This is a genomic window from Mesorhizobium sp. NZP2298 (assembly GCF_013170825.1).
Lineage (GTDB): Bacteria > Pseudomonadota > Alphaproteobacteria > Rhizobiales > Rhizobiaceae > Mesorhizobium.
In genome coordinates this window covers 5,447,436-5,469,837 of the sequence record NZ_CP033365.1, presented here as the reverse complement: position 1 = coordinate 5,469,837, position 22,402 = coordinate 5,447,436, and the positions used below count along the sequence as shown (strand labels likewise).

Here is a 22,402-nt window from a genome sequence, read left to right as displayed (position 1 = left end):
GATCAAAGGCAAATCCTGAACCGTCATGGTTAAGGAATGCTTCTCGATGCCGGGGCAGCCTGTGCCAGGTTAGAACACACCGCCAATCCCAATTCCGCCACTGATGTCGGGAGGGGGAGCGGCGGGACGCGACGATGGCGAACGTGAGGGCGTGGAGGTCTTTCGGCTCGCCGCTCCCTTTTTGCGCGGCGGAGCGGCGTCCGACGCGACCTTCGCCGGCTTGACCTTCACGATGACCGGATCCTTGCAGACACGGCCGGAGTGCAAGAAGAGATCGCCCAGAAGTTCAACCGTTGGCTCGGTCCCCGATGCGGCCCGCCTGGTGTTCTTGTAGTAGTTGTTGAGAGCTTGGACCGAGTGCTTGCCCCAATCCCCATCAACCGTCATGCGATAGCAGCCCAAGCGGCGCAATTCCGTCTGGATGTTGCGTGCTAGGTCGGTCGCTTTCGCAGGGCCCGGCTCATCGGCCGACGTGCCGACGATCAATGTCTCGAGACCGGAAACTACGCTTTGCCGGGCTCCTTCAAGGCTGGCAAGCTGCGTACCTGCCGGTTCCGGTGGAGCGCCGGGCGGGGCTGAAATCTCGGCCGATCGCAATGTTTGTCCCACGATAAGCACGGCGGTCTGTAGGTCATTGGAGGCAAGCTCGACCTGCAGTTTTTTCTTGGCGGCCGGGTCCGACAGAATGCGAGACAGGCTAGCGCTCAACTGAGCCGGGTCGAGCTCTTGTTGCTCGGTGAAATAGAATTGCTCACGAAGGTTCGACTGGTCCCATGGAACCTGACGACCTGCGGTGAGTGCCTCGGTCTCGTTGCGAACGCGGATCATCATATCCGAGATGCTGAGTCCGGGAATCTCAACGTTCCTCAACAGGGCTGTGGTGAAGGGGCTGTTGTCTCCCGAGCCATCGGCCGTGATGTTGCCTGGCTGGGTCGCGAAGGCGACAAACGTGTTTTCGCCCACTTCCACCTGGGCAAGGCCATCCATGACGCTGGCGCCTTTGCCGACCGGGTTGTTGCGGCAAGCGTCAAGAAAGATAAACGTCTGCCTCTCCCGGTTGGAAAACTTTGCGATCACGTCGTTTAGCCTGATCGCGCCCGCGGTCAGTTTTTCCAGGGTTTCAGGATCGGGTGTATCGACGGGCAGGAGATAGTTCTCTCCCTGCAACTGAACGCCGTGACCGGCGTAGAAGATCACCACGGCGCTGGCGGTTGCGAGTTTGCTGTCGGCCCTGTCAAAGAGCTTGGCAAAACCGTCCGACGAAAGGTCGAGCCCCGTCACCACGTCGAAATTCAGCCTTTTCAGACTTTCGGAGAGTTGTGTGGCGTCGTTTACCGCATTGGTCAAATGTTGAAGGCGGGCGCTTTGGTAATGCGAATTGCCAATGACGATTGCAAGCCGCTTGCTTGGCTTTGACGCAAGCACTTCCTCGACCGCGGCTTGGGCACCCATCGAACCGAAAAATACGACCAGCAGAACTGCAGCAAAGTGCCGGAAGAGACTGTAGGTCATGTCACGGGCTCGTTTCAGCTGCGACAACGTTCGCGCCGTCGAAGTGTCCGTCCGGCTGATGCGCCGCCCCCCTCGGACGCCGGAACCCGTATCTCCGAAGACCATTGAATTTTACATCACAAACCGCCTCAAAGAAAGGGCGAGGGTCTCGCGACCCGCGTTTGAGAGGCCGAGCGGGGCGGCGCGAAACATCCTCTTACACGCGCTTCAAAAGGTTCGCTTGGCAAGGACTGCAGCCGCGCCGGCACGCGGAAACCGATTCGACATTCGAAACCATATCTTCCCAGGGCATAACATGTTATAGTCCTTATAGTGCAGTCGCAGTATGTTGAGCGCGCGCGCTGAAGCCGGACGGATATTTTGAATATCGCCGGCGAATTGCATCCCTGATTATTATTGTCTTACTTGTAATAAAGAGGGGAAATGACAATGACAGCAAAGAAATGGCATTTTGACCCGGTCAACGCGATTGCGCTCTCGATCGGTGCTATGGTCGTCCTCCTGCCTTCGAAGGCCGCCGCCTGCATCTTCGTTGGCGAGGGAACTGTTCTGTCAGGGCAGTGCTATCTCAACGGCATAGCCAATGGCGCGGTTGTCGACACGTCCCTGGATGCGCTTCTGGGCGTTGTCGATAACGCAATCGAGTCAGATGTCGGCCTTGCGAACGGACCCCCGCAGGCTTTGTCGACGCCGTTCGGCGTCTTCGCTTCGGGCCAGTTGGCGCACACGAAGCACGACGGCTTCACGATTTCACAGGGACCGACCGTGATCACCGGACCGGATTTCGACGTTGACGAATTTTCCGCCGCGGTCAGCGTGGACTTCAACGCTGCAAAGCACTTCGGTTTCGACAATGAGCACGGACTAAACCTGGGGCTGTTTGGCGGCTATGCTTCGGCCAACGTAGACGCCAATGCGCTCGGTTTCTTTCCTCCCAACGGCGAAGCCACCAACAGAAGCGGTATGTTCGGCGGTTATGGGCTCTATCGTCGCGGCACCAGCTATATGCTCGTGGCTGCATCGGCCTTCCTCGGCAACACCGATGTCGAAAGCACGGGCCTCGGCTCCGGCACGTATGACACACAAGGCTACGCCGTGACGGGGTCGATCGGCCACATCTTCAACTTGACCGATCGGGTGCGCTTCGATCTGCGTGGTGGATTGCTTGGTGTTAGTTTCACCGGCGACGAATACACGGACAGCTCTGGTGTTTCGTACGGAAAAAGCCGCCTGTCATTTGGCGCAATCAAGTTCGAGCCCGGAGTTTATGCCGATTATCAACTCGGAAACGGTATGGTGATCAGCCCTTATGCGCGAGCCGATCTGCAGCAGCGCTTCGGCTATTCAAACACCGCGAGCGTATCCGGAATCGAAAGTAGCTTCGAAGATGCGGACTTCTCGGCGGCGGTGTCGGCAGGCTTCAATCTGAAAATGTCCCAATCGACCACCGTCAGCAGTGAGATCCGGGGCAAGTGGTCCCAAGACAGTTCAACCGTCAGTGGCAAGCTGGGCGTAAAGATCGCCTTCTGAACATAGACGACAGGATGGTCATTTCCGTCGCCGGCAACGCAAGATGCTCGGCGGGCGACTATTCGGTTAGCGCCGGATGCTTGGCGGAAATTCAAACGGGTCGGGCGCGGGCTCCTGCCGCAGCGTGCCTTCGGCGGCGCGTTTGCGGTGGTGGGCCAGCGAGCATTGCGGCGAGCACAATATGCCGCGATCCGACCAGTAGGCCGCACCATGTTCCACTCTGCCCTCATGGTACCAGAATCCCGGTGCGCGATAGGGCAGGCCGCATTCGATGCAGCGGTAGGCGTCGGGTCTGGCGAGCATGAGATGTTCCGGTCGGCTGGTTCTGGTCCGTCGCCGGTCGACTTGATCCGGCTTCGACAGAATTTAATACAGGCCAGCGTGATTGCAAAATCCGCGTGACAAATTTTGACGTTTACGTAAAAAGAAGATGGGAGACGGCCCAAAGGCGGATGGTTTTGCGCCGGAACTGGCTCTAGGGTCGGCGAGGCCGATGCATCAGGAGGATCGAGCGGCATGTATCGGGCACCGGTAGAGGATATCGCCTTTACGCTGAAGCACGTGGCTGGGCTCAAGCAGGGGCTCGATGCCGGCGTATTTGGCGATCTCAGCGAGGATCTGGTCGATGCCGTCCTTGGCGAAGCAGGCCGTTTCGCCACCGAGGAAGTGGCCCCCCTCTACAAGATCGGCGACGAACACGGTGCTATGCTGAAGGACGCTGCCGTTACCACACCGCCCGGCTGGAAGGAGCTCTATCGCCGTTGGATCGATGGCGGCTGGAACGCACTGTCCGGGCCCGAGGAGTATGGTGGCCAGGCGCTGCCGACCATGCTGGGCGTCGCCGCGCTCGAAATGTGGAATTCGGCCGCCATGGCCTTCGGCATCGGCCCGACGCTGACCATGGGCGCGGTCGAAGCGCTGGACAAGCATGCTTCGGAAGAGCTCAAGGCAAAATATCTCGAAAAGCTCGTCTCCGGCGAATGGATGGGCACGATGAACCTGACCGAGCCCCAGGCGGGCTCGGACCTCGCTGCCTTGCGCGCCCGCGCCGAGCCTGCCGGCAACGGCACTTACCGCATCTTCGGCCAGAAGATCTTCATCACCTATGGCGAGCACGATTTCACCGACAACATCATCCATCTGGTGCTGGCGCGGCTGCCGGACGCACCGTCCGGCACGCGCGGCATCTCGTTGTTCCTGGTGCCGAAATTCCTGGTCGGCGACGACGGCTCGCTCGGCGCTCGCAACGATGTCTTCTGTTCCGGCCTCGAGCACAAGCTCGGGATCCATGCCTCGCCGACCTGCACCATGATCTATGGCGATGGGTTCCAGGGCGCCAAGCCCGGCGCCATTGGCTGGCTGATCGGCGAGGAGAACAAGGGCCTCGCTTGCATGTTCACCATGATGAACAATGCCCGCCTGGCCGTCGGCATGCAGGGGGTCGCCGTCGCGGAAACCGCCACCCAGAAGGCGATCGCCTATGCCAATGAGCGCCGCCAGGGCAAGGCGGCGGATTACGCCGGCGCCGGCATGGCGCCGATCGTTCACCACCCCGACGTGCAACGCAATCTCTTGACCATGAAGGCGCTGACGCAGACGGCGAGGGCGATCAGCTATTCCTGTGCCCATGCGATCGACATGGCGCGGGTCTCGGAGGGTGACCAGGCTGCGCATTGGCGTGATCGTGCCAATCTTTTGACGCCGCTGGCCAAGGCGTTTTCGACCGATGTCGGCGTCGAAGTGGCCTCGCTCGGCCTCCAGGTGCATGGCGGCATGGGCTTCATTGAGGAGACGGGCGCGGCGGCTCTCTACCGCGACGCGCGCATCGCGCCGATCTACGAGGGCACCAACGGCATCCAGGCGATCGACCTGGTCACCCGCAAGCTACCGCTCGGCGGCGGCGAGCATGTGCACGGCTTCATCGGCGAACTGGCTGTGGCCGCCAAGGCCGTGCGCACATCAGATCTGCAAGGTTTCGGTCGCACCGCGGATGCGCTCGACGCAGCACTCGGCGATCTGACGCAGGCGACGCGTTTTCTGCAAAAACTGTCGGCGGACGGCTGGACGGAGGAGGTGCTGGCGGGGGCGACGCCTTATCTCAGGCTGATCTCGCTTGCCGCCGGCGGCGCCTATCTGGCCCGGAGCGCTCTTGCCGATCAGGGCCGCATCGGCCTTTGCCGCTTCTTTGCCGAAAACCTGCTCGGCGAGACGGGTGCCCTGAAAGGGCGTGTTGTCGATGGCGCGGAAAGCCTCGTGGCCGCCGGCAAGACACTGATTTCAGCCTGACGTTCACAAGGAAAGCACTGTGACAGACCATATCCTCGTCGAGCGCCAGGGCGCCATCCAGGTCATCCGCATGAATCGCCCGGACAAGAAGAACGCGCTGACGCGCGCCATGTACGCCAAGATGTCGCAAACCCTGGCCGAGGGTGACGCCGATCCGGCGATCCGCGTCCATGTGTTCCTCGGCGTGCCCGGCGCGTTCTCCTCGGGCAACGACCTTGCCGATTTCATGGTCGTGGCCACGGGTGGCGACGGCGGCACGGAAGTCTGGGATTTCCTCATGGCGCTGGCCAGGGTCGAAAAACCCATCGTCTCCGGCGTCGACGGCATCGCGGTCGGCATCGGCACCACGATAAACCTGCATTGCGACCTGACCTTCGCCACGCCGCGCACCGTCTTCAGGACGCCTTTCGTCGATCTTGGCCTCGTGCCCGAGGCAGGATCGAGCCTGTTGGCGCCGCGGGTCCTGGGGCAGCAAGGCGCGTTCGCGCTGCTTGGCCTTGGCGAGGGCTTTTCCGCCGGGCGTGCGAAGGCCGCCGGCCTGATTTACGAGGTGGTCGAGGAGGGTGCGCTGGAGGCATCGGTGCTGTCGGCTGCCGGCCAGATCGCGGCCAAGCCGCCGCAGGCGCTGAAGATCGCGCGCGATCTCATGCGCGGCCCACGCGACGACCTCGTCGCGCGCATCGGCGAGGAAAGCGAGCATTTCCGCGAGCGGCTGAAGTCGGATGAGGCGCGCGCGGCGCTCACGGCGTTCATGACAAGGAAGAAGTAGCAAGCCTCAGGGATAAAGCCGCGTCTTGTCCCACCCGCCCTTGGCGTTGCGTGAAAAGACCACCCGGTCATGCAATCGGAACGGCCTGTCGTGCCAGAACTCGATCGTCTTTGGGACGATACGGAAACCCGACCAGTGTTTTGGCCGCGGAATCTCGCCGATGGCATAACGCGCCGTGTATTCGGCGACCGCTTTCTCAAGCGCGAAGCGGCTTTCAAGCGGCCGTGACTGTTTCGAGGCCCAGGCACCGATGCGGCTGCCGCGTGGCCGCGTCCCATAATAGGCGTCGGCTTCGGCGTCGCTGACGATCTCCACCGGGCCGCGAATGCGCACCTGGCGGCGCAGCGATTTCCAGTGGAAACACATCGCCGCCTTCATGCTGCCAAGAATCTCCTGGCCCTTCGCGCTCTCGAAATTCGTGTAGAAAACAAAGCCGCCTTCATCGAAGCCCTTGAGCAGCACCATCCGCACATCCGGCATGCCCTCGCCATCGACGGTAGCCAGCGCCACGCCATTGGCATCATTGATTTCGCTCTTGGTGGCGTCGTCCAGCCATGCGGCAAAGAGTCGAAACGGCTCGGCCGCCTCGGTAAAGTCACTGCTTGTTAACTCTGTGTCACTCATAGTTTTTCTCAAATTGTCACGAACCGGGGGAGGTTGCCGATTGTCGCGTATCGCGCAGGCTTTTGACAGCAGGCAATGGAGCGTTATCGCTTCGGCCAGCGCGAAAGCGGCGATCGTGTCAATCGCCCTGCCTCTTGTTGGCTGTGGCGCAGGTGGATTCAGCCTGGAAAAAGCCGAAGTCGACCGCTCGATCCTGACCAGTAGCACCTCGGCTTCATCCGCGCCCGCCGATTCGGATCGCGACTCCGATCAGACGACGATCGGCAATGCGGTGTCCTCCGCCGATATCGAGCAACTCGGCGGCCAGGCCGTGCCGTGGGCGAATGCCGGCACCGGGTCGCGTGGCTCCATCACCGAACTGGCGGAGTTGAAGGACCGGGGCCAGACGTGCCGCCGCTTCAAGGCCTCACGCGAAAGCTTTGACGGCGTTGCCATGTTCGAGGGTGAACTGTGCCTTGCCGGTGCCGGCGGCTGGCGCATGCAGGGCTTCAAGGCGCTCTGACTTTCCGCTTTTTGATATGACGGTCCGCTACTGGAATTTCTTCCTATTCGAGCGCATATAGGGGGCAAGTATGGACTCAACTCTTCTCCAGGGCAGAACGCATGCGCGACCCGTATGAGGTGCTGGGCGTTGCAAAGAACGCATCGGCCAAGGACATAAAATCGGCATACCGGAAACTCGCCAAGAAACATCATCCGGACCAGAATCCGAATGATCCCAAGGCGAAGGACCGTTTTGCCGCGGCCAATCAGGCCTAAGAGATCGTCGGCGACGAGAAGAACCGTGCCGCTTTCGATCGCGGCGAGATCGATGCCGACGGCAAGCCGCGCTTCCAGGGTTTAGAAGGTGCCGCCGGTGGTGGCGACCCCTTTGCAGGGTTTCGCCGCCAGCAAGGGCCCGGTGGTTCGCGATTCGAATTCCGGTCAGGGCGCCCGGGCGGCGATCCTTTCGACGGCAACAGCGATATTTTCAGCCAGATTTTCGGCGACGCCTTTTCCGGCGCGCGCGGCGCGGGCGCGGGCGACCGTCGCCAGCCGGCGACGGCGGCCGATCTGAACGTCACGCTCGACGTCACCATCGAGGAAGCGGCGAACGCCGAAAAGGTGACGGCGATGTTTCCCGATGGCCGCAAGGTGGCTGTCAAGCTGCCGGCCTTTGTCGAGGATGGTCAGACCATCCGGTTGAAGGGGCAGGGCGAGCAGGGGCCGGGCCAGCCTGGCGACGCGCTGGTCAAGATCCATATCCGCCGGCACCCGCGCTACCGCATCGAAGGCCGCGACCTGCATGCCGATCTGCCGGTGCCGCTGGCGGATGCGGTGCTGGGCGCCAAGGTGCCGGTCGAGACACCGACCGGCAAGCTAGCGGTCAACGTTCCCGCCTGGTCGAGTTCGGACAAGGTGCTGCGCCTGAAAGGGCGGGGTCTTCCGGAAAAGGCCGGCGGCCATGGCGACCTCTACGCCCATGTGCGCATCATGCTGCCGGAAGGCGGCGACAGCGCGCTGGAAATGCTGTTGCGCGGCCAAAAAGGCTGATCCAGCGCTTTGTCCCCCGAACTGTCCGGTTTGAGCGCTTGAAGGGGCAGTGTGCCTGTGCGATAGGCACTCCACAAAGCACAAACCTTGCGGAGAGCGCTCACATGGCGGGTGGACAGGGCCTGATGGCCGGCAAGCGCGGCCTCATTCTTGGCGTCGCGAACAACAGGTCGATTGCCTATGGCATCGCCAAGGCCTGTGTGGATCATGGTGCCGAGATCGCGCTGACCTATCAGGGGGAGGCGTTCAAGAAGCGCGTCGAGCCGCTGGCGGCGGAACTGGGCGCCTTTGTCGCCGGCCATTGCGACGTCACAGACCCGGCGAGCCTCGACGAGGTTTTTGCCAATGTCGCCAAGCATTGGGGCAAGCTCGACTTCCTCGTCCACGCCATCGCTTTTTCCGACAAGGACGAACTGACCGGCCGCTATGTCGAGACGACGCGCGACAACTTCCTGCGCACGATGGACATTTCGGTCTATTCCTTCACCACCATAGCCAAGCGCGCCGAAGCGCTGATGACCGATGGCGGCTCGCTGCTGACGCTGACCTACTATGGCGCCGAGAAGGTGATGCCGCACTACAACGTCATGGGCGTCGCCAAGGCCGCGCTCGAGGCCAGCGTGCGTTACCTCGCCGTCGATCTTGGCGCCAAGAAGATCCGCGTCAATGCCATCTCCGCCGGGCCGATCAAGACTCTGGCCGCCTCCGGCATCGGCGACTTCCGCTACATCCTGAAATGGAACGAATACAATTCGCCGCTGAAGCAGACGGTCACCCAGGAAGAGGTCGGCGATTCCGGCGTCTATTTCCTGTCCGACCTGTCGCGTGGCGTCACCGGCGAAGTGCATCATGTCGATTCCGGCTATCACGTGGTCGGCATGAAGGCGGTCGACGCGCCCGATATTTCGACGGTCAAGGACTAACTCCCTCCGCTCATCCTCCGCCCAGGCCCTTGCCCGACCTCCGGAAGACCTGATGTACCCGCTGGTTTATATCGTGCGCCACGGCCAGACTGCGTGGAACGCCGAGTTCCGGCTTCAGGGCCAGGCCGACACCGATCTCAATGCCCTTGGTTGCGAACAGGCGACCGGAAACGGGCATCGGCTGGCCGAACTTGTCGACGATGTCAGGGATTTCGATTTCGTCGCCAGCCCGATGCGGCGGACGCGCGAAACGATGGAACGCATCCGCGCCGCGATGAAGCTCGATCCGCTCGCCTATCGAACCGATGTCAGGCTGGTTGAGGTCAATTTCGGCGACTGGCAGAGCTTTACCTTCGCCGAGCTCGAGACGCAGTCTCCCGGAGCAAGCCGGTCACGCGCCCTGGACAAATGGAATTTTCAGCCGCCCGGCGAGGGGGCGGAAAGCTACCAGATGCTGCTCGAACGGGTGAAGCCTTGCTTCGACGAACTTGACCGCAGGACGATCTGCGTGACGCATGGCGGCGTCATGCGCACCCTGTTCCGTTTTGTGCTGGATATGGCCGAGGACGAGGCCGCGAACCTGGAGATACCGCAGGATCGCGTGCTCAAGCTCGAAGGACAGAGCCTGGAGTGGCTTTAAGCCGCCTGAGCTAGTTCGTGTCGCTGTCCGGCAACTGCATATCGGTCACGACATTCTCGCCATTGGTCACGTCGTAAGCGATGACGATGTCCATGCCCGGCTTCAGGGAGTCGAGATCGGTTTCGGCGTTCAGCTTGTAGGATTTGCCGTCGTCCAGCGTCAGCGTCAGCGCATCCTTGTCGATCTTCTTGATCAGGCCCTCGGTCTGTCCGGCGAAGGCGGCGGTGGAACAAAGCAGCATGGCGGCAACAGCGCCAATCAGGGTACGCATGATTGTCCTCTTTGGTCATTGCGCCGGCACTGTGGCGGCGGATCCTCAACGGCGGATGGAAGAAAGCAGAAACCAGCCGAATGTGTCAAAACTTAAACGGCGGGGATGACAGTTTGACCACCGCAAAAAACGCCAATAGAAGGCAGGCTTCAACCGGCTCGGCTGCCGGGCAGGGCAGTTTTCCATGTCTCACAACACGTTCGGCCACCTTTTCCGCGTCACCACCTGGGGCGAAAGCCATGGAGCAGCGCTCGGCTGCGTGGTCGACGGCTGCCCGCCAGGCATCCGCTTCACGCGGGATGAAATCCAGGCCGAACTCGACAAGCGCCGGCCGGGCCAGTCGCGCTTCGTCACCCAGCGCCGCGAGCCGGACGAGGTGAAGGTGCTGTCCGGTTTTGTCCTCGACGGGGACAGCCAGACGATGATCACCACAGGCACGCCGGTCTCGATGCTGATCGAGAATGTCGACCAGCGCTCGAAGGACTATGGCGAGATCGCGCGCCAGTACCGGCCGGGCCATGCCGATTACACCTATGACGTCAAATACGGCATACGCGACTATCGTGGCGGCGGTCGCTCCTCGGCCCGCGAGACGGCCGCGCGCGTTGCTGCAGGAGCGCTTGCCCGCAAGGTAGTGCCGGGCATGGTGGTGCGCGGCGCATTGGTGTCTATGGGCGAGAAGTCGATCGATCGCGCCAATTGGAACTGGAATTTCATCGGTGATGCCGAGAACCCGTTCTTCACCCCCGATCCCGCTTCTGTTCCCGTTTTTACGCAGTACCTCGATGGAATCCGCAAGGCTGGTTCGTCGGTCGGCGCGGTGATCGAGATCGTCGCCGATGGCGTTCCGCCAGGTCTCGGCGCGCCGATCTACGCCAAGCTCGACCAGGACATCGCCTCCGGGCTGATGTCCATCAATGCCGTCAAGGGCGTCGAGATCGGCAACGGTTTCGAGGCCGCCCGTATCACCGGCGAACAGAATGCCGACGAAATGCGCATGGGCAATGACGGCAAGCCGGTGTTCCTGTCCAACAATGCCGGTGGCATCCTCGGCGGCATCTCGACTGGACAGGCGATCATTGCGCGCTTCGCCGTCAAGCCGACCTCGTCGATCCTGACACCGCGAAAGTCGATCGACAAGGACGGCAACGACGTCGAGGTGATGACCAAGGGTCGCCACGACCCCTGCGTCGGCATCCGCGCCGTGCCGATCGGCGAGGCGATGGTTGCCTGCGCGATCGCTGACCACTATCTGCGGCATCGAGGACAGACGGGGTAGGGAGAGGAATAAGGCAACAGGGCAGTATGTTACGTTGCCCGCCGAAACAGCCAAAACTTTCCTTTTCCCTACTTCCTCACTGCCCTATTCCCTACTGCCCTGCGAGCAAAGCGAGCGCCCATGCCTTACGATCAGAAGAAGATTGTCGAAGCCATCCGAGCCTTCGAACGTGGCGAGATCGTCGTCGTCATGGATGATGACGGGCGCGAGAATGAGGGCGACCTGATTGTCGCCGCTGTTCACTGCACGCCGGAAAAGATGGCCTTCATCGTGCGCAACACCTCCGGCATCGTGTGCACGCCGATGCCGCGCGAGGAGGCCAAGCGGCTCAACCTGCAGCCGATGGTCGCCGACAATGATTCCGCGCACACCACCGCCTTCACTGTCAGCGTCGATTTCAAGCATGGCACGACGACGGGCATTTCGGCCGACGACCGCACGCTCACCGTGCGCAACCTCGCCAACGGCAATGTCGGCGCCTCCGATTTCGTCCGTCCCGGCCACATCTTCCCGCTGATCGCGCGCGAAGGCGGGGTCCTGATGCGTTCGGGCCATACCGAGGCGGCCGTTGATCTCTGCAAGCTCGCGGGCTTGCCGCCGATCGGTGTCATTTCGGAACTGGTCAATGACGACGGCACCGTCAAGCGCGGCCCGCAGGTGCAGGCTTTCGCTGAAGAGCATGGTCTGAAACAGGTCTCGGTCGCCGACCTCATCGCCTACCGACAGCGCAAGGAAACGCTGGTCGAGCGCGTCGCTTGCTCCGACATCGACACGCTCGGCGGCAAGGCACAGGTCTTCACCTACACGCTGCCGTGGGACACAATGCATCACGTCGCTGTCGTTTTCGGCGACATCCGCGACGGCGAGGACGTGCCGGTGCGGCTGCATTCCGAGGATGTGGTGACCGACGTCTTCGGCACCAGCCATCGGCTGGACGGCATCATGAAGGCGATGGGCGAGCGCAAGCGCGGTGTCATCGTCTATCTGCGAGAGGGTTCCGTCGGCGTCGCGCATCAGGAACGCAAACGGCCGGCAAGCGGCGACCGCGAGGATCATGAAGAGGCCCGCCGGCGCGAGAACGAATGGCGCGAGATCGGCCTCGGCGCGCAAATCCTGAAGGACCTCGGCATTTCCTCGATCAACCTGATCGCCTCGCGCGAGCGCCACTATGTCGGCCTCGAGGGTTTTGGCATCCATATCGCGAAGACCGAGATTCTCTAGGCCATGTTGATATTCAGGTGAGGTCGGCCTGACCTGAATCTCGACATATCCTGGCGGTCACTAGGCCGGAACGGCGGCGTCGTCGCATCCCTCCAACTCGCATTTATGGGTGGCAAGGCTGTGCTGGCCAAGCAGCACCGTGATCAACGCGATGGTGCCTGCCGCCACTGAAACCCAGAACCCGCTCTGGGCGCCGAATGCGTCCACCACGGCGCCGGCGGCGAAGGAGCCCAGTGCCATGCCGATACCGATCCCCGTGGTCACCCAGGTGATGCCCTCCGTCAGCATCGCTTCGGGCACATGCCGCTCGATCAGGCCGAAGGCCGTGATGAAGGTCGGTGAGATGGCCACGCCGCTGATGAAGACGGTGAGTGCCAGAAGCGGCACGGTGCCGGCGGTGAGCGGCAGCAGCGTGCTGACCGCGATGACGGCTACCGCGATGGCCAACTGGCGTTGCAGCGGTGTTTTCAGATTGAGCGCCCCGACAATGATGCCGAGCACGAACGACCCCAGCGCGTAGACGCCAATGACGAGGCTGGCGGCGCCGGGTTGGCCGAGTTCCTTGGTGATTGCCACGGTGCTGACTTCCGTCGTCGCGAAGGTGGCACCGATGAAGATCAGGGCGAATGTGATGATCTGCACCGGGCGCAGGCGGATTGCGGAGCCGCTCGAGCCGTGACCAATCGGCCGCACTTGCGGCTCGGTCGATCGCTGCAGGATGAACGCCGTCGAGCCCAAGGCAAGGAACAGCGTGCTCGCCAGCATGCCCGCTTCCGGGAACAGGGCGGCACTCAAGCCCACCGACAGTGATGCGCCGGCGATGTAGACCAACTCATCCGCCGCCGACTCGAAGGCGAAGGCGGTGCTCATCTCGGGCCGGCCGCGGAAAATCTCGGTCCAGCGTGCGCGCACCATTGCCGGCATGCTGGGCATGGCGGCGGCCAGCAGCGCCGACACGAACAGCGTCCAGACCGGCCAGTCCTTATTGGCCGATGCAATCAGCGCCAGGAATGCGAGCACGGAGATGATTGTGGTGGGCACGACGATCCGGGTCTGGCCAAGGCGGTCGACCAGTCTTGATATTTGCGGCGCCAGGAAAGCGTTGGCCAATGCGAATGTCGCCGAGACAGCGCCGGCCAGCCAGTATTCGCCACGTGTCTGCGACAGCATCGCCACGATGCCGATGGGCGCCATGGCGATCGGCAGGCGCGCCAGGAAACCGGCGGCTGCGAAGCCCTTGGCACCGGGGGCGCGAAAGATCTCTGAGTAAGGGTTCTGCATGATCCGGTTCCTCGACAAAAGGCGATATGCCAATTACATACGGAGCGTATGGGAACTAGATAGATCATACGCAGCGTATGTCAATTGGCATACGTTGCGTATGTGAATAAGGCCAGGCAGAATGCGCAGACCCCGCAAGGAGATGATCGCCGAGACGCGCGCCAAGCTGATCGCCGCTGCCCGCCAGGCGTTCGGTTCGATCGGATATGCCGAAGCGTCGATGGACGATTTCACGGCATCCGCCGGGCTGACGCGCGGCGCGCTCTATCATCACTTCGGCGACAAGAAGGGGCTGCTGGAGGCGGTTATCGCCGAAATCGACGGCGAGATGGCGGCTCGGGTGAACGAGATCGCATCGAGAGCGCCGACCCGCTGGCAGCGTTTCGTCGACGAATGCACCACCTATATCGAGATGGCGCTGGAGCCGGAAATCCAGCGCATAATGTTCCGGGATGGCCCTGCTGTGCTGGGCGATCCGGCACAATGGTCGAATGCCAATGCCTGCGTTGGCTCAATGACGGATCATCTGACCGCGCTGCAGAGGGAAGGGGTGGTCGTCCCGGGCGTCGACCCTGAAACGGCCGCGCGCCTTATCAACGGGGCGAGCAGCCAGGCGTCGCAGCGGATCGCCAATTCAAACGACCCCGAAGCCACGTCGAGGAAGGTGGTGGCGGCGTTCAAGCAACTGCTTGAGGGGCTGCTCAAAGAACCGGGTCCGCAATCGAACTGAAGTCCCGTCTGCGGCCTGGTGCCCCGCCCATGATTGACAATCTTCGGTTAGAGCGCATCCTCCCCAGCCATCTCTGAGGGGAGATTCGGGGCATGTGGGATTTCGATATCGGCAGGTCGGTGTCCATCATGATGCGGACCTGGCCTTTCATTGTCTTTCGCATGATCGTCTATTTCGGCATCACGCTGGCCTACATCATGGCGACCGGCACGGGCGCCTCGGTCGGCTATGGCGTCGGCCATATCTCCACCGATCCCGATGGACCGCTGTCCTTTGCCCTGTGGGGCGGCGTGGTCGGTTTCGGCATCGTCTCCATCGCCGTCTACTGGATCCGCGAATACATCCTCTACGTCGTCAAGGCCGGCCATATCGCCGTCATGGTCCACCTGATCGACGGCCATCATGTTCCTGCCGGCCAGAACCAGATCGCCTATGCCCGGCAGGTCGTGACCGAGCGTTTCGCCGAGGCCAACATCCTTTTCGTCGTCGACCAGCTGGTCAAGGGCGCCATCCGCGCGATCACCGGCCTGCTCGGCGGCGTCGCCGCCTCTCTGCCCATTCCGGGCCTGAGCGGCCTGGTCTCCTTCATCAACACGGTGATCCGCCTGTCTCTCACCTATGTCGACGAGATCATCCTCGGCTACAACATCCGCATCAACTCGTCCTCGCCTTTCGAAACCGCGCGGCAGGGCGTGGTTCTCTACGCCCAGAACGGCAAGACCATGGTCAAGAACGCCGTCTGGCTGGCGGTCATCATGTGGGGCGTGTCCTTCGTCATCTTTCTGCTGATGCTCGCCCCGGCCGGGGCCATTCTTTTCCTCATGCCCGGACAGCTCGCCGGCTGGGCCTTCGTGCTGGCCATCGTCTTTGCCTGGGCCTTCAAGGCGGCGTTCATCGAGCCCTTTGCCATCGCCTGCCTGATGCAGGTCTATTTCAAGACCATCGCCGGCCAGGTGCCTGATCCGGCCTGGGACGCGCGGCTGGCCGAGGCGTCATCGAAGTTCAGGGAACTCAAGGACAAGGCGCTTTCCTCCTTCGGCGGCTCGCGCTGGGGCACGGCCGGCGCGACGCGCTGATCGGCCGGGCAGGCCTGGGCGGCATCGACGGCGTTCAGGCGCGCCGCCGCTGACTTGAGCGGTGCCTCGCCTTTCCCGCAAAAGGTCTCGCTCATGATCAGTTCGGGCAGGGGCAGGCGCCGGCCCCAGCCATGTGTTTCAAGGTCCGGTTTGGGCGCGAACTCGGAAACCCGGCCGACGCAGAGATAAGCGATCGGCGTTACATGGTCGGGAATGGACAGCAGGCTTTTCAGTGCCTGCGCCTCGATGATGCTGACCCAGCCGACGCCGACGCCTTCGGCGCGTGCCGCCAGCCAGAAATTCTGCACCGCGCAGACCGTGCTGTAGAGGTCCATCTCCGGATTGTGCCAACGTCCCAGCGGCGAGCCCTTCGAGCGCTGGCGGTCGCAGGTGATGCAGATGTTGAGCGCGCTTTCGCAGATGCCTTCCAGTTTGAGTTTGCGGTAGAGTGCCTGCCTTTCCTTTTCGATTTCAGGCAGTTCCTGTTCTCGCGCGGCCAGGAACAGGTCGCGCACCTTCTCCCGTCGCGCGGCATCGCGGATGACGATGAAATTCCACGGCTGCATGAACCCGACCGATGGCGCGTGATGGGCGGCAAGCAGCAGCCGTGCCAACACCTCATCGTCGAGAGGAGTAGGCAGGAAATGGCTGCGCACATCGCGCCGCGTGAACATGGCGCGGTACACCGCGTCGCGCGCCATCTGGTCAAATCCGTCGCCGACAGGAGCGGTCATAGCATCCGGCATCGCTTGTCCCCTTGCGATTGCAATAGTTTCACACCGTCAGAGCGCACTTAGTGCGTCCAAGTGGACGCACGTCGCTCTGATGTCATCCGCCTGACCATGCGGATGACGGTGCCTGCCAGGCCGGTCTTCTGGCTCAGGATCAACCCGCGTCCGGTGCCTTCCCGTCATCGACAGTGGCATTTACCGGCGCGGTCCCCCTCACAGCGTTGGGCACGCCACGGAATTCAACCGTGTTCCCGATTCTCCCGCCAGAGCATTTGCAGCCAAGTGGAATCACTTGGCGCCGCAGAATGCGGCTAGACAAACAGACTGGCGGGCACCAGGCAGTGACGGCGACCTTATGCCGAAGCGTCCGCGGCGCCAATCCCCACAGCGACGCCAATGGACGCAGAAGCGATTTTCCCCAGCCATCGGGCCGCGACGCATGGCCATCGTGGCGTTGGGGCACTAGATAGGGATCATGGCCACTCGTCTCTACACGCATCCGATCTTCCTTGAGCACATCACGCCCCCCGGTCACCCCGAGCGGCCGGACCGCTTGCGCGCCATCGAGCGCGTGCTTGACGACGAAGCCTTTGCCGAGCTCGACCGCGTCAAGGCGCCGGAAGGCGACGAGGCCACCATCCTTTACGCGCATCCGGCCGATTTCATCGCGCGCGTGCGCGCCGCCATCCCAGACGAAGGCATTGCCCGCATCGATGCCGACACCACCGCCAGCCCGAAGAGCTGGCAGGCGGTGATAACCGCGATCGGCGCCGCCAACGCCGCCGTCGACGACGTCTTCGCAGGCCGCGCCGACAATGTCTTCGTCGCCGCCCGGCCACCCGGCCACCATGCCGAAAAGACCACCGCAATGGGCTTTTGCTTCTTCAACACGGCGGCGATCGCGGCCCGCTATGCGCAGAAGAAGCACGGCATCGACCGTGTCGCAGTCGTCGACTGGGATGTGCACCACGGCAATGGCACACAGGATATTTTCTGGGACGATCCCTCGGTGCTCTATTGCTCGACGCACCAGATGCCGCTTTATCCCGGCACTGGCGCGAAGAGCGAGACCGGCGCCGGCAACATCGTCAACGCACCACTGGCGCCGCGGACCGGCAGCGAGGTGTTTCGCGATGCCTTCCTGTCGCGCGTCCTGCCGGCGCTCGACAATTTCGCGCCCGACCTCATCATTATTTCGGCCGGTTTCGACGCGCATCACCGTGATCCCTTGGCCGAGATCAACCTGACCGAGGACGATTTCGACTGGGCGACTGGCCAGCTGATGCAGCGCGCCGCCCGCCACAGCGGCAACCGGCTCGTCAGCCTGCTCGAGGGCGGCTACGATCTGCAGGGACTGGCATTTTCGGTCGCCGCCCATGTCGGGCGACTGATGAAAGGATGAATGATGGCTGCTGAGACCAACGAAGACGTCAAGGCGATGAGCTTCGAGCAGGCACTCGACGCGCTGGAGAAGATCGTCGATGATCTGGAGCGTGGCGACGTGCCGCTCGATCAGTCGATCCGGATCTATGAGCGCGGCGAGGCCCTGAAGGCGCATTGTGACCGGCTGCTGAAGGCGGCCGAGGACAAGGTTGAGAAGATCAGGCTATCGCGCGACGGCAAGCCGGTTGGAACCGAGCCGCTCGACGCGGACTGAGGCATGGCCGCGAACCATGGTCTTGCCTCTCCGGTTTTTGGACACGATCATGGTTGAGGATAAAACTCGTTCCGATTGAAACGGCTCCAGGACAAGAGGAGATACGGAAGCGATGTGCAGAAACATCAAGACCCTGTTCAATTTTGATCCGCCGGCAACCAATGACGAAGTGCGCGACGCAGCCCTTCAATTTGTCCGCAAGCTGAGCGGAACGACGCGGCCTTCGAAACAGAACCAGCATGCGTTCGACCACGCAGTGGAGGCCATTGCGGCATCGGCGCGCGAACTTCTCGATTCGCTCGAAACCAACCAGCATCCGCGTAACCGCGAAGAAGTGGCCGCCAAACTGCGGGCAAAGGCGGCGATCCGCTTTGCGTGATGTCGCCAAAGCGGTCACCGAACGCTGACAAGGAGAGTTCATGAGCTTCTTCCCCGGGAAAGACCCTGAAGCCGGCGATGCCTTTGCCAGCGACCAGATCGAACTGATGGTCATCCCGAACGCCAAGGACATTGGCGGCTTCGAGGTCCGTCGTGCTTTGCCGACCGCCAGGAGACGGCTGGTCGGGCCGTTCATCTTCTTCGATCGCATGGGTCCGGCAATCCTGCGTGCAGGCCAGGCGCTCGACGTCCGTCCGCATCCGCACATCGGCCTGTCGACGGTGACCTATCTGTTCGACGGCAAGATCAGGCATCGCGATTCGCTCGGCACTGAAATGGTCATCCAGCCCGGTGATGTGAACCTGATGACCGCCGGCCGTGGCATCGTCCACTCCGAGCGCACGCCCGAGGAATTGCGCGGCGCGCCGATGTCGATCTCCGGCCTGCAGACATGGCTGGCACTGCCGGACGGCAAGGAGGAAGTGGCGCCCGTATTCGAGAACACCGCTGCCTTGCGGCTGCCCGAGATCGATGCCGAAGGCGTCAAAGGCCGCGTTGTGATCGGTGACTTCCAGGGACTGCGTTCCCCGGTACGGGCCGACGCCGAGACGCTCTACGCCGACCTCAGGCTGGCGCCCGGCGCCAACATAAAGATCCCGGCCGATGCGGAGGAACGCGCCATCTACACACTGGAGGGCGAGGTCACGATTTCGGGTGACGTCTTCCCGGCTGAACGCCTGCTGGTGTTCCGGCCCGGCGACGAGATCATCGTGTCGTCGCAAACCGGTGCGCATTTCATGCTGTTCGGCGGCGCCTCGCTCGGCTCGCAGCGCTATATCTGGTGGAATTTCGTCTCCTCCTCCAAGGAGCGCATCGAACAAGCCAAGCAGGAATGGAAGACGGGCCGCTTCGATATCGTTCCTGGAGACGAGGAAGAGTTCATCCCGCTGCCGGAAAGCTGAGGAAATCGGCAAGGGGACCTGCTTGATCCGTGTCACCGGCACGCATTTACTTTCGCAGGCCGGCGGCTTATCCCGCCGTTGAACAGAAAGCCCGAGCACCCGTGAACGCAACGCCGCATACGCCGCTTCTCGACAAGGTCCGCATTCCGGCGGACTTGCGTACGCTTGACGAGAGCGAACTGCCGCAACTGGCATCAGAACTTCGCCTCGAACTCGTCGACGCGGTGTCCCGCACCGGTGGCCACCTTGGCGCCGGCCTTGGCGTGGTCGAACTGACGATCGCGCTGCACTATGTCTTCAACACCCCGGACGACCGGCTGATCTGGGATGTCGGCCATCAGGCCTATCCGCACAAGATCCTGACCGGCCGCCGCGACCGCATCCGCACGCTGCGTCAGGAAGGCGGCCTGTCCGGCTTCACCCGCCGTGCCGAGAGCGAATACGATCCGTTCGGCGCCGCCCACTCCTCGACTTCGATATCGGCAGGCCTTGGCATGGCCGCCGCCCGTGACCTCTCCGGTGGCCGCAACAATGTCATCGCCGTCATTGGCGACGGCGCCATGTCGGCCGGCATGGCCTATGAGGCGATGAACAATGCCGGCGCTCTCGATGCCCGGCTCATTGTCATCCTCAACGACAACGACATGTCGATCGCACCGCCGACCGGTGCGATGAGTGCCTATCTGGCGCGGCTGGCCTCGGGCAGGGCCTATGCCGGCCTGCGCGACTTCGGCAAGAAACTGACATCCTATCTCGGCAAGCGCGCCGATCGTGCCATTACAAGGGCGGTCGAGCATGCGCGCGGCTACGTCACCGGCGGCACCTTGTTCGAGGAGCTCGGCTTCTATCATATCGGCCCGATCGACGGTCACAATCTCGAGCATCTGATCCCGGTCCTGAAAAACGTCCGCGACAATGGCGAAGGCCCGGTGCTGATCCATGTCGTCACCCAGAAGGGCAAGGGCTACGCGCCGGCGGAAGCCGCCGCCGACAAATATCATGGTGTCAACAAATTCGACGTCATCACCGGCGCGCAGGCCAAGGCGCCGGCCAACGCGCCGGCCTACACCAAGGTGTTCGCCGAAAGCCTGATCCAGGAGGCTCTAGAGGACGATCGCATCGTCGCGGTTACCGCCGCCATGCCGAGCGGCACGGGGCTGGATCTGTTCGGCGAAGTGTTTCCGGCCAGGACCTTCGATGTCGGCATCGCCGAGCAGCACGCGGTCACCTTCGCGGCGGGCCTGGCGACCGAAGGCTACAAGCCGTTCGCGGCGATCTATTCGACCTTCCTGCAGCGCGCCTACGACCAGGTCGTCCACGACGTCGCGATCCAGAAACTGCCGGTTCGTTTCCCCATCGACCGTGCCGGCTTCGTCGGCGCCGATGGCGCCACCCATTGCGGTGCTTTTGACACCACCTTCCTGGCAAGCCTGCCGGGCTTTGTCGTGATGGCGGCTGCCGACGAGGCGGAGCTTCGCCACATGGTGCGCACCGCGGCAAGCTATGATGACGGCCCGATCGCCTTCCGCTATCCGCGCGGCAATGGCGTCGGCCTCGACATGCCGGAGCGCGGCTCGGTTCTCGAACTCGGCAAGGGCCGCATTGTCAGGGAAGGCACAAAGGTGGCGCTGCTGTCCTTCGGCACGCGCTTGCAGGATTGCCTTGTTGCTGCCGAGGAGCTCGGCGCGGCCGGGCTTTCCACCACCGTCGCCGATGCCCGCTTCGCCAAGCCGCTCGACGAGGATCTGATCCGGCGGCTGGCCCGTTCGCACGAGGTTCTGGTGACGGTGGAAGAGGGCGCCATCGGCGGCTTCGCCAGCCACGTGCTGCAGTTCCTTGCCCATGAAGGACTGCTGGAAAGCGGCCTGAAGGTGCGCCCGCTGGTGCTGCCCGACGTGTTCGCCGACCACGCCAAGCCGGAAAAGATGTATGCCGATGCCGGGCTCGATGCCGCCGGCATCGTGCGCACCGTTTTCACCGCGCTCGCGCATACGGCCCGCGCCCAGCGCGCCTGAATCAAAATCTCAAGCGCTTGAATCAGTTTGCCGGCTTGATTTCTTAACGCACTGTTTACGCTGCCGTTTGGCGCTTTGCTTACCGTGTCTCTTGGCCGTTTTTCAACGGCGCCCTGCTAGATCGACGTCAGGCAGGGAGACAATAACAATGAAGACGCTTCTGTGCGGCGTGGCGCTTTTAGCCATCATCGCAACACCCGCCGCCTCCGAGACGCGTTATGACCGCAATCTCGAAAAGGCGGCGATGGGCATCGTCGCAAGCAAGATGGGCGATATCAGGGGCGGCTTCTCCTACAAGCAGGTGCCGCAATTGGTGGTCGTATCGGAACCCGCGCCTGCGTCCGCGGTTGCGGCTGAGCCTCCACGGGAGCAAGCTTCAGGGGATCGGCATGACGGCTTGTCTCCCGCCGTCGAGCGCCAAGTGTCGCGCACTATCTTCTAGAACCACATGTCGCGCACGCAGCGGCCATCGCGTGGCAGGTCGTCATATGTGTCGAGGCCATCGAAATGGTCGATCGGCAGATCGGCGACAGCGTCGGGCGGCGCCAGCCGCACATTGACGGCGATGCGCGTTCGACCGGAGGCACCGGCGCGCAGGCCGCGCCAGGCGAGCACGCAGGCGCAGGTCGGGCAGAACAGGATTTCGAGCGAAGGCGTATCCTTTCCGACGCGCGTGTAGCTGGCCATCGGTCCCGCGACGCGAATGCGCTCATCGACATAGTCATAGGCCCAGAGCGTGCCATAGCGGCGGCAAAGCGTGCAGTTGCAGGCGGTCATCGGCTCGGGATCGCCCGCAAGGGTCCAGTGGGTTGCGCCACAGTGGCAGGTTCCCGTCAGCATTCTTTGTCCCCGGTTCCGACCATGGAGGTCCTCCTCCTCGACACCATTTTGCCGAACCCGATGCGATGCACGCAAGCCGCGGCGTGGCCTGATGCGCCCGCCGCTCTTTGCTTGTTCGACCCAATGTCCTTGCCTTCGCCGCCG

At 62.7% G+C, this 22,402-nt stretch carries 22 protein-coding genes, 2 pseudogenes and 1 riboswitch; of the genes and pseudogenes, 17 read left to right on the top strand and 7 right to left on the bottom strand.

Annotated elements, in window-relative coordinates:
• Nucleotides 1-69: 69 nt before the first annotated feature.
• A complete protein-coding gene (locus EB231_RS26510; RefSeq protein ID WP_172351402.1) occupies nt 70-1,512 on the bottom strand; it encodes a caspase family protein in 1,443 nt (480 codons plus the stop codon).
• Nucleotides 1,513-1,941: 429 nt separating this feature from the next.
• Between EB231_RS26510 and EB231_RS26505 the strand changes: the two genes are divergently transcribed.
• Nucleotides 1,942-3,042 (top strand): autotransporter domain-containing protein, encoded by a 1,101-nt coding sequence (locus EB231_RS26505; protein WP_246740722.1) that lies wholly within the window; start codon nt 1,942-1,944, stop codon nt 3,040-3,042.
• Between the two features lie 66 nt (nt 3,043-3,108).
• Here the strand turns inward: EB231_RS26505 and EB231_RS26500 are convergent, their stop codons facing one another.
• Nucleotides 3,109-3,345: a hypothetical protein gene (locus tag EB231_RS26500; protein ID WP_172351400.1), complete on the bottom strand. Its 237-nt coding sequence runs from the start codon at nt 3,343-3,345 to the stop codon at nt 3,109-3,111.
• A 213-nt stretch (nt 3,346-3,558) separates the two neighbouring features.
• Between EB231_RS26500 and EB231_RS26495 the strand changes: the two genes are divergently transcribed.
• Both EB231_RS26495 and EB231_RS26490 read left to right on the top strand, forming a co-directional pair.
• The gene (locus EB231_RS26495; protein WP_172351399.1) at nt 3,559-5,328 is read left to right on the top strand and encodes an acyl-CoA dehydrogenase; all 1,770 of its coding nucleotides are present in this window, start codon (nt 3,559-3,561) and stop codon (nt 5,326-5,328) included.
• A gap of 19 nt (nt 5,329-5,347) precedes the next feature.
• Complete coding sequence (locus EB231_RS26490; RefSeq protein WP_172351398.1) at nt 5,348-6,097, top strand: crotonase/enoyl-CoA hydratase family protein; 750 nt, start codon at nt 5,348-5,350, stop codon at nt 6,095-6,097.
• Between the two features lie 6 nt (nt 6,098-6,103).
• Here EB231_RS26490 and pdxH read toward each other — a convergent pair whose 3' ends face one another.
• Entirely contained in the window at nt 6,104-6,721 is a 618-nt protein-coding gene (gene pdxH, locus EB231_RS26485) for a pyridoxamine 5'-phosphate oxidase (RefSeq protein ID WP_172351397.1), read from the bottom strand.
• A gap of 40 nt (nt 6,722-6,761) precedes the next feature.
• Between pdxH and EB231_RS26480 the strand changes: the two genes are divergently transcribed.
• From EB231_RS26480 to EB231_RS26465, 4 genes and pseudogenes are all read left to right on the top strand, one after another.
• Nucleotides 6,762-7,223: an RT0821/Lpp0805 family surface protein gene (locus EB231_RS26480; protein ID WP_172351396.1), complete on the top strand. Its 462-nt coding sequence runs from the start codon at nt 6,762-6,764 to the stop codon at nt 7,221-7,223.
• Between the two features lie 101 nt (nt 7,224-7,324).
• Nucleotides 7,325-8,254: pseudogene (locus EB231_RS26475) on the top strand (DnaJ C-terminal domain-containing protein).
• 104 nt (nt 8,255-8,358) lie between these two features.
• A complete protein-coding gene (fabI, locus tag EB231_RS26470; protein ID WP_056564020.1) occupies nt 8,359-9,177 on the top strand; it encodes an enoyl-ACP reductase FabI in 819 nt (272 codons plus the stop codon).
• Between the two features lie 52 nt (nt 9,178-9,229).
• A complete protein-coding gene (locus tag EB231_RS26465) occupies nt 9,230-9,817 on the top strand; it encodes a histidine phosphatase family protein (RefSeq protein WP_172351395.1) in 588 nt (195 codons plus the stop codon).
• A gap of 10 nt (nt 9,818-9,827) precedes the next feature.
• Here EB231_RS26465 and EB231_RS26460 read toward each other — a convergent pair whose 3' ends face one another.
• The gene (locus EB231_RS26460) at nt 9,828-10,088 is read right to left on the bottom strand and encodes a DUF1344 domain-containing protein (protein WP_056564015.1); all 261 of its coding nucleotides are present in this window, start codon (nt 10,086-10,088) and stop codon (nt 9,828-9,830) included.
• 184 nt (nt 10,089-10,272) lie between these two features.
• Here EB231_RS26460 and aroC point away from each other — a divergent pair, with 184 nt between their 5' ends.
• Entirely contained in the window at nt 10,273-11,367 is a 1,095-nt protein-coding gene (gene aroC / locus EB231_RS26455; protein WP_172351394.1) for a chorismate synthase, read from the top strand.
• Between the two features lie 120 nt (nt 11,368-11,487).
• On the top strand, nt 11,488-12,588 hold the full coding sequence (gene ribB, locus EB231_RS26450) for a 3,4-dihydroxy-2-butanone-4-phosphate synthase (RefSeq protein WP_140768934.1): 1,101 nt from the start codon (nt 11,488-11,490) through the stop codon (nt 12,586-12,588).
• Between the two features lie 60 nt (nt 12,589-12,648).
• Here the strand turns inward: ribB and EB231_RS26445 are convergent, their stop codons facing one another.
• A complete protein-coding gene (locus tag EB231_RS26445; RefSeq protein ID WP_172351393.1) occupies nt 12,649-13,869 on the bottom strand; it encodes an MFS transporter in 1,221 nt (406 codons plus the stop codon).
• Nucleotides 13,870-13,990: 121 nt separating this feature from the next.
• Here EB231_RS26445 and EB231_RS26440 point away from each other — a divergent pair, with 121 nt between their 5' ends.
• Nucleotides 13,991-14,599: a TetR/AcrR family transcriptional regulator gene (locus EB231_RS26440; RefSeq protein ID WP_172351392.1), complete on the top strand. Its 609-nt coding sequence runs from the start codon at nt 13,991-13,993 to the stop codon at nt 14,597-14,599.
• 92 nt (nt 14,600-14,691) lie between these two features.
• On the top strand, nt 14,692-15,675 hold the full coding sequence (locus EB231_RS26435) for a hypothetical protein (RefSeq protein WP_246740721.1): 984 nt from the start codon (nt 14,692-14,694) through the stop codon (nt 15,673-15,675).
• Nucleotides 15,676-15,761: 86 nt separating this feature from the next.
• Here the strand turns inward: EB231_RS26435 and bluB are convergent.
• Nucleotides 15,762-16,421, bottom strand: a pseudogene (gene bluB, locus EB231_RS35235) (5,6-dimethylbenzimidazole synthase); the annotation flags it as partial.
• A 100-nt stretch (nt 16,422-16,521) separates the two neighbouring features.
• Nucleotides 16,522-16,717, bottom strand: a riboswitch (cobalamin riboswitch).
• 164 nt (nt 16,718-16,881) lie between these two features.
• On the opposite strand from bluB, the gene EB231_RS26425 reads away from it, so the two are divergent.
• The 6 genes from EB231_RS26425 (at nt 16,882) to EB231_RS26400 (ending at nt 21,860) form a co-directional block, all read left to right on the top strand.
• The gene (locus EB231_RS26425) at nt 16,882-17,808 is read left to right on the top strand and encodes a histone deacetylase family protein (RefSeq protein ID WP_172351390.1); all 927 of its coding nucleotides are present in this window, start codon (nt 16,882-16,884) and stop codon (nt 17,806-17,808) included.
• A 3-nt stretch (nt 17,809-17,811) separates the two neighbouring features.
• Nucleotides 17,812-18,063, top strand: a complete 252-nt coding sequence (locus EB231_RS26420; RefSeq protein ID WP_056565628.1) for an exodeoxyribonuclease VII small subunit — start codon at nt 17,812-17,814, stop codon at nt 18,061-18,063.
• Nucleotides 18,064-18,175: 112 nt separating this feature from the next.
• The gene (locus tag EB231_RS26415; RefSeq protein ID WP_010914875.1) at nt 18,176-18,442 is read left to right on the top strand and encodes a DUF2277 domain-containing protein; all 267 of its coding nucleotides are present in this window, start codon (nt 18,176-18,178) and stop codon (nt 18,440-18,442) included.
• Between the two features lie 40 nt (nt 18,443-18,482).
• A complete protein-coding gene (locus tag EB231_RS26410) occupies nt 18,483-19,403 on the top strand; it encodes a pirin family protein (protein ID WP_172351389.1) in 921 nt (306 codons plus the stop codon).
• A 101-nt stretch (nt 19,404-19,504) separates the two neighbouring features.
• Entirely contained in the window at nt 19,505-21,418 is a 1,914-nt protein-coding gene (gene dxs, locus EB231_RS26405; RefSeq protein ID WP_172351388.1) for a 1-deoxy-D-xylulose-5-phosphate synthase, read from the top strand.
• 148 nt (nt 21,419-21,566) lie between these two features.
• The gene (locus EB231_RS26400) at nt 21,567-21,860 is read left to right on the top strand and encodes a hypothetical protein (RefSeq protein ID WP_172351387.1); all 294 of its coding nucleotides are present in this window, start codon (nt 21,567-21,569) and stop codon (nt 21,858-21,860) included.
• On the opposite strand, the gene EB231_RS26395 is transcribed toward EB231_RS26400, so the two are convergent.
• Complete coding sequence (locus EB231_RS26395; protein ID WP_172351386.1) at nt 21,857-22,258, bottom strand: GFA family protein; 402 nt, start codon at nt 22,256-22,258, stop codon at nt 21,857-21,859. The two genes, EB231_RS26400 and EB231_RS26395, sit on opposite strands and share 4 nt — an antisense overlap.
• Nucleotides 22,259-22,402 lie beyond the last annotated feature (144 nt).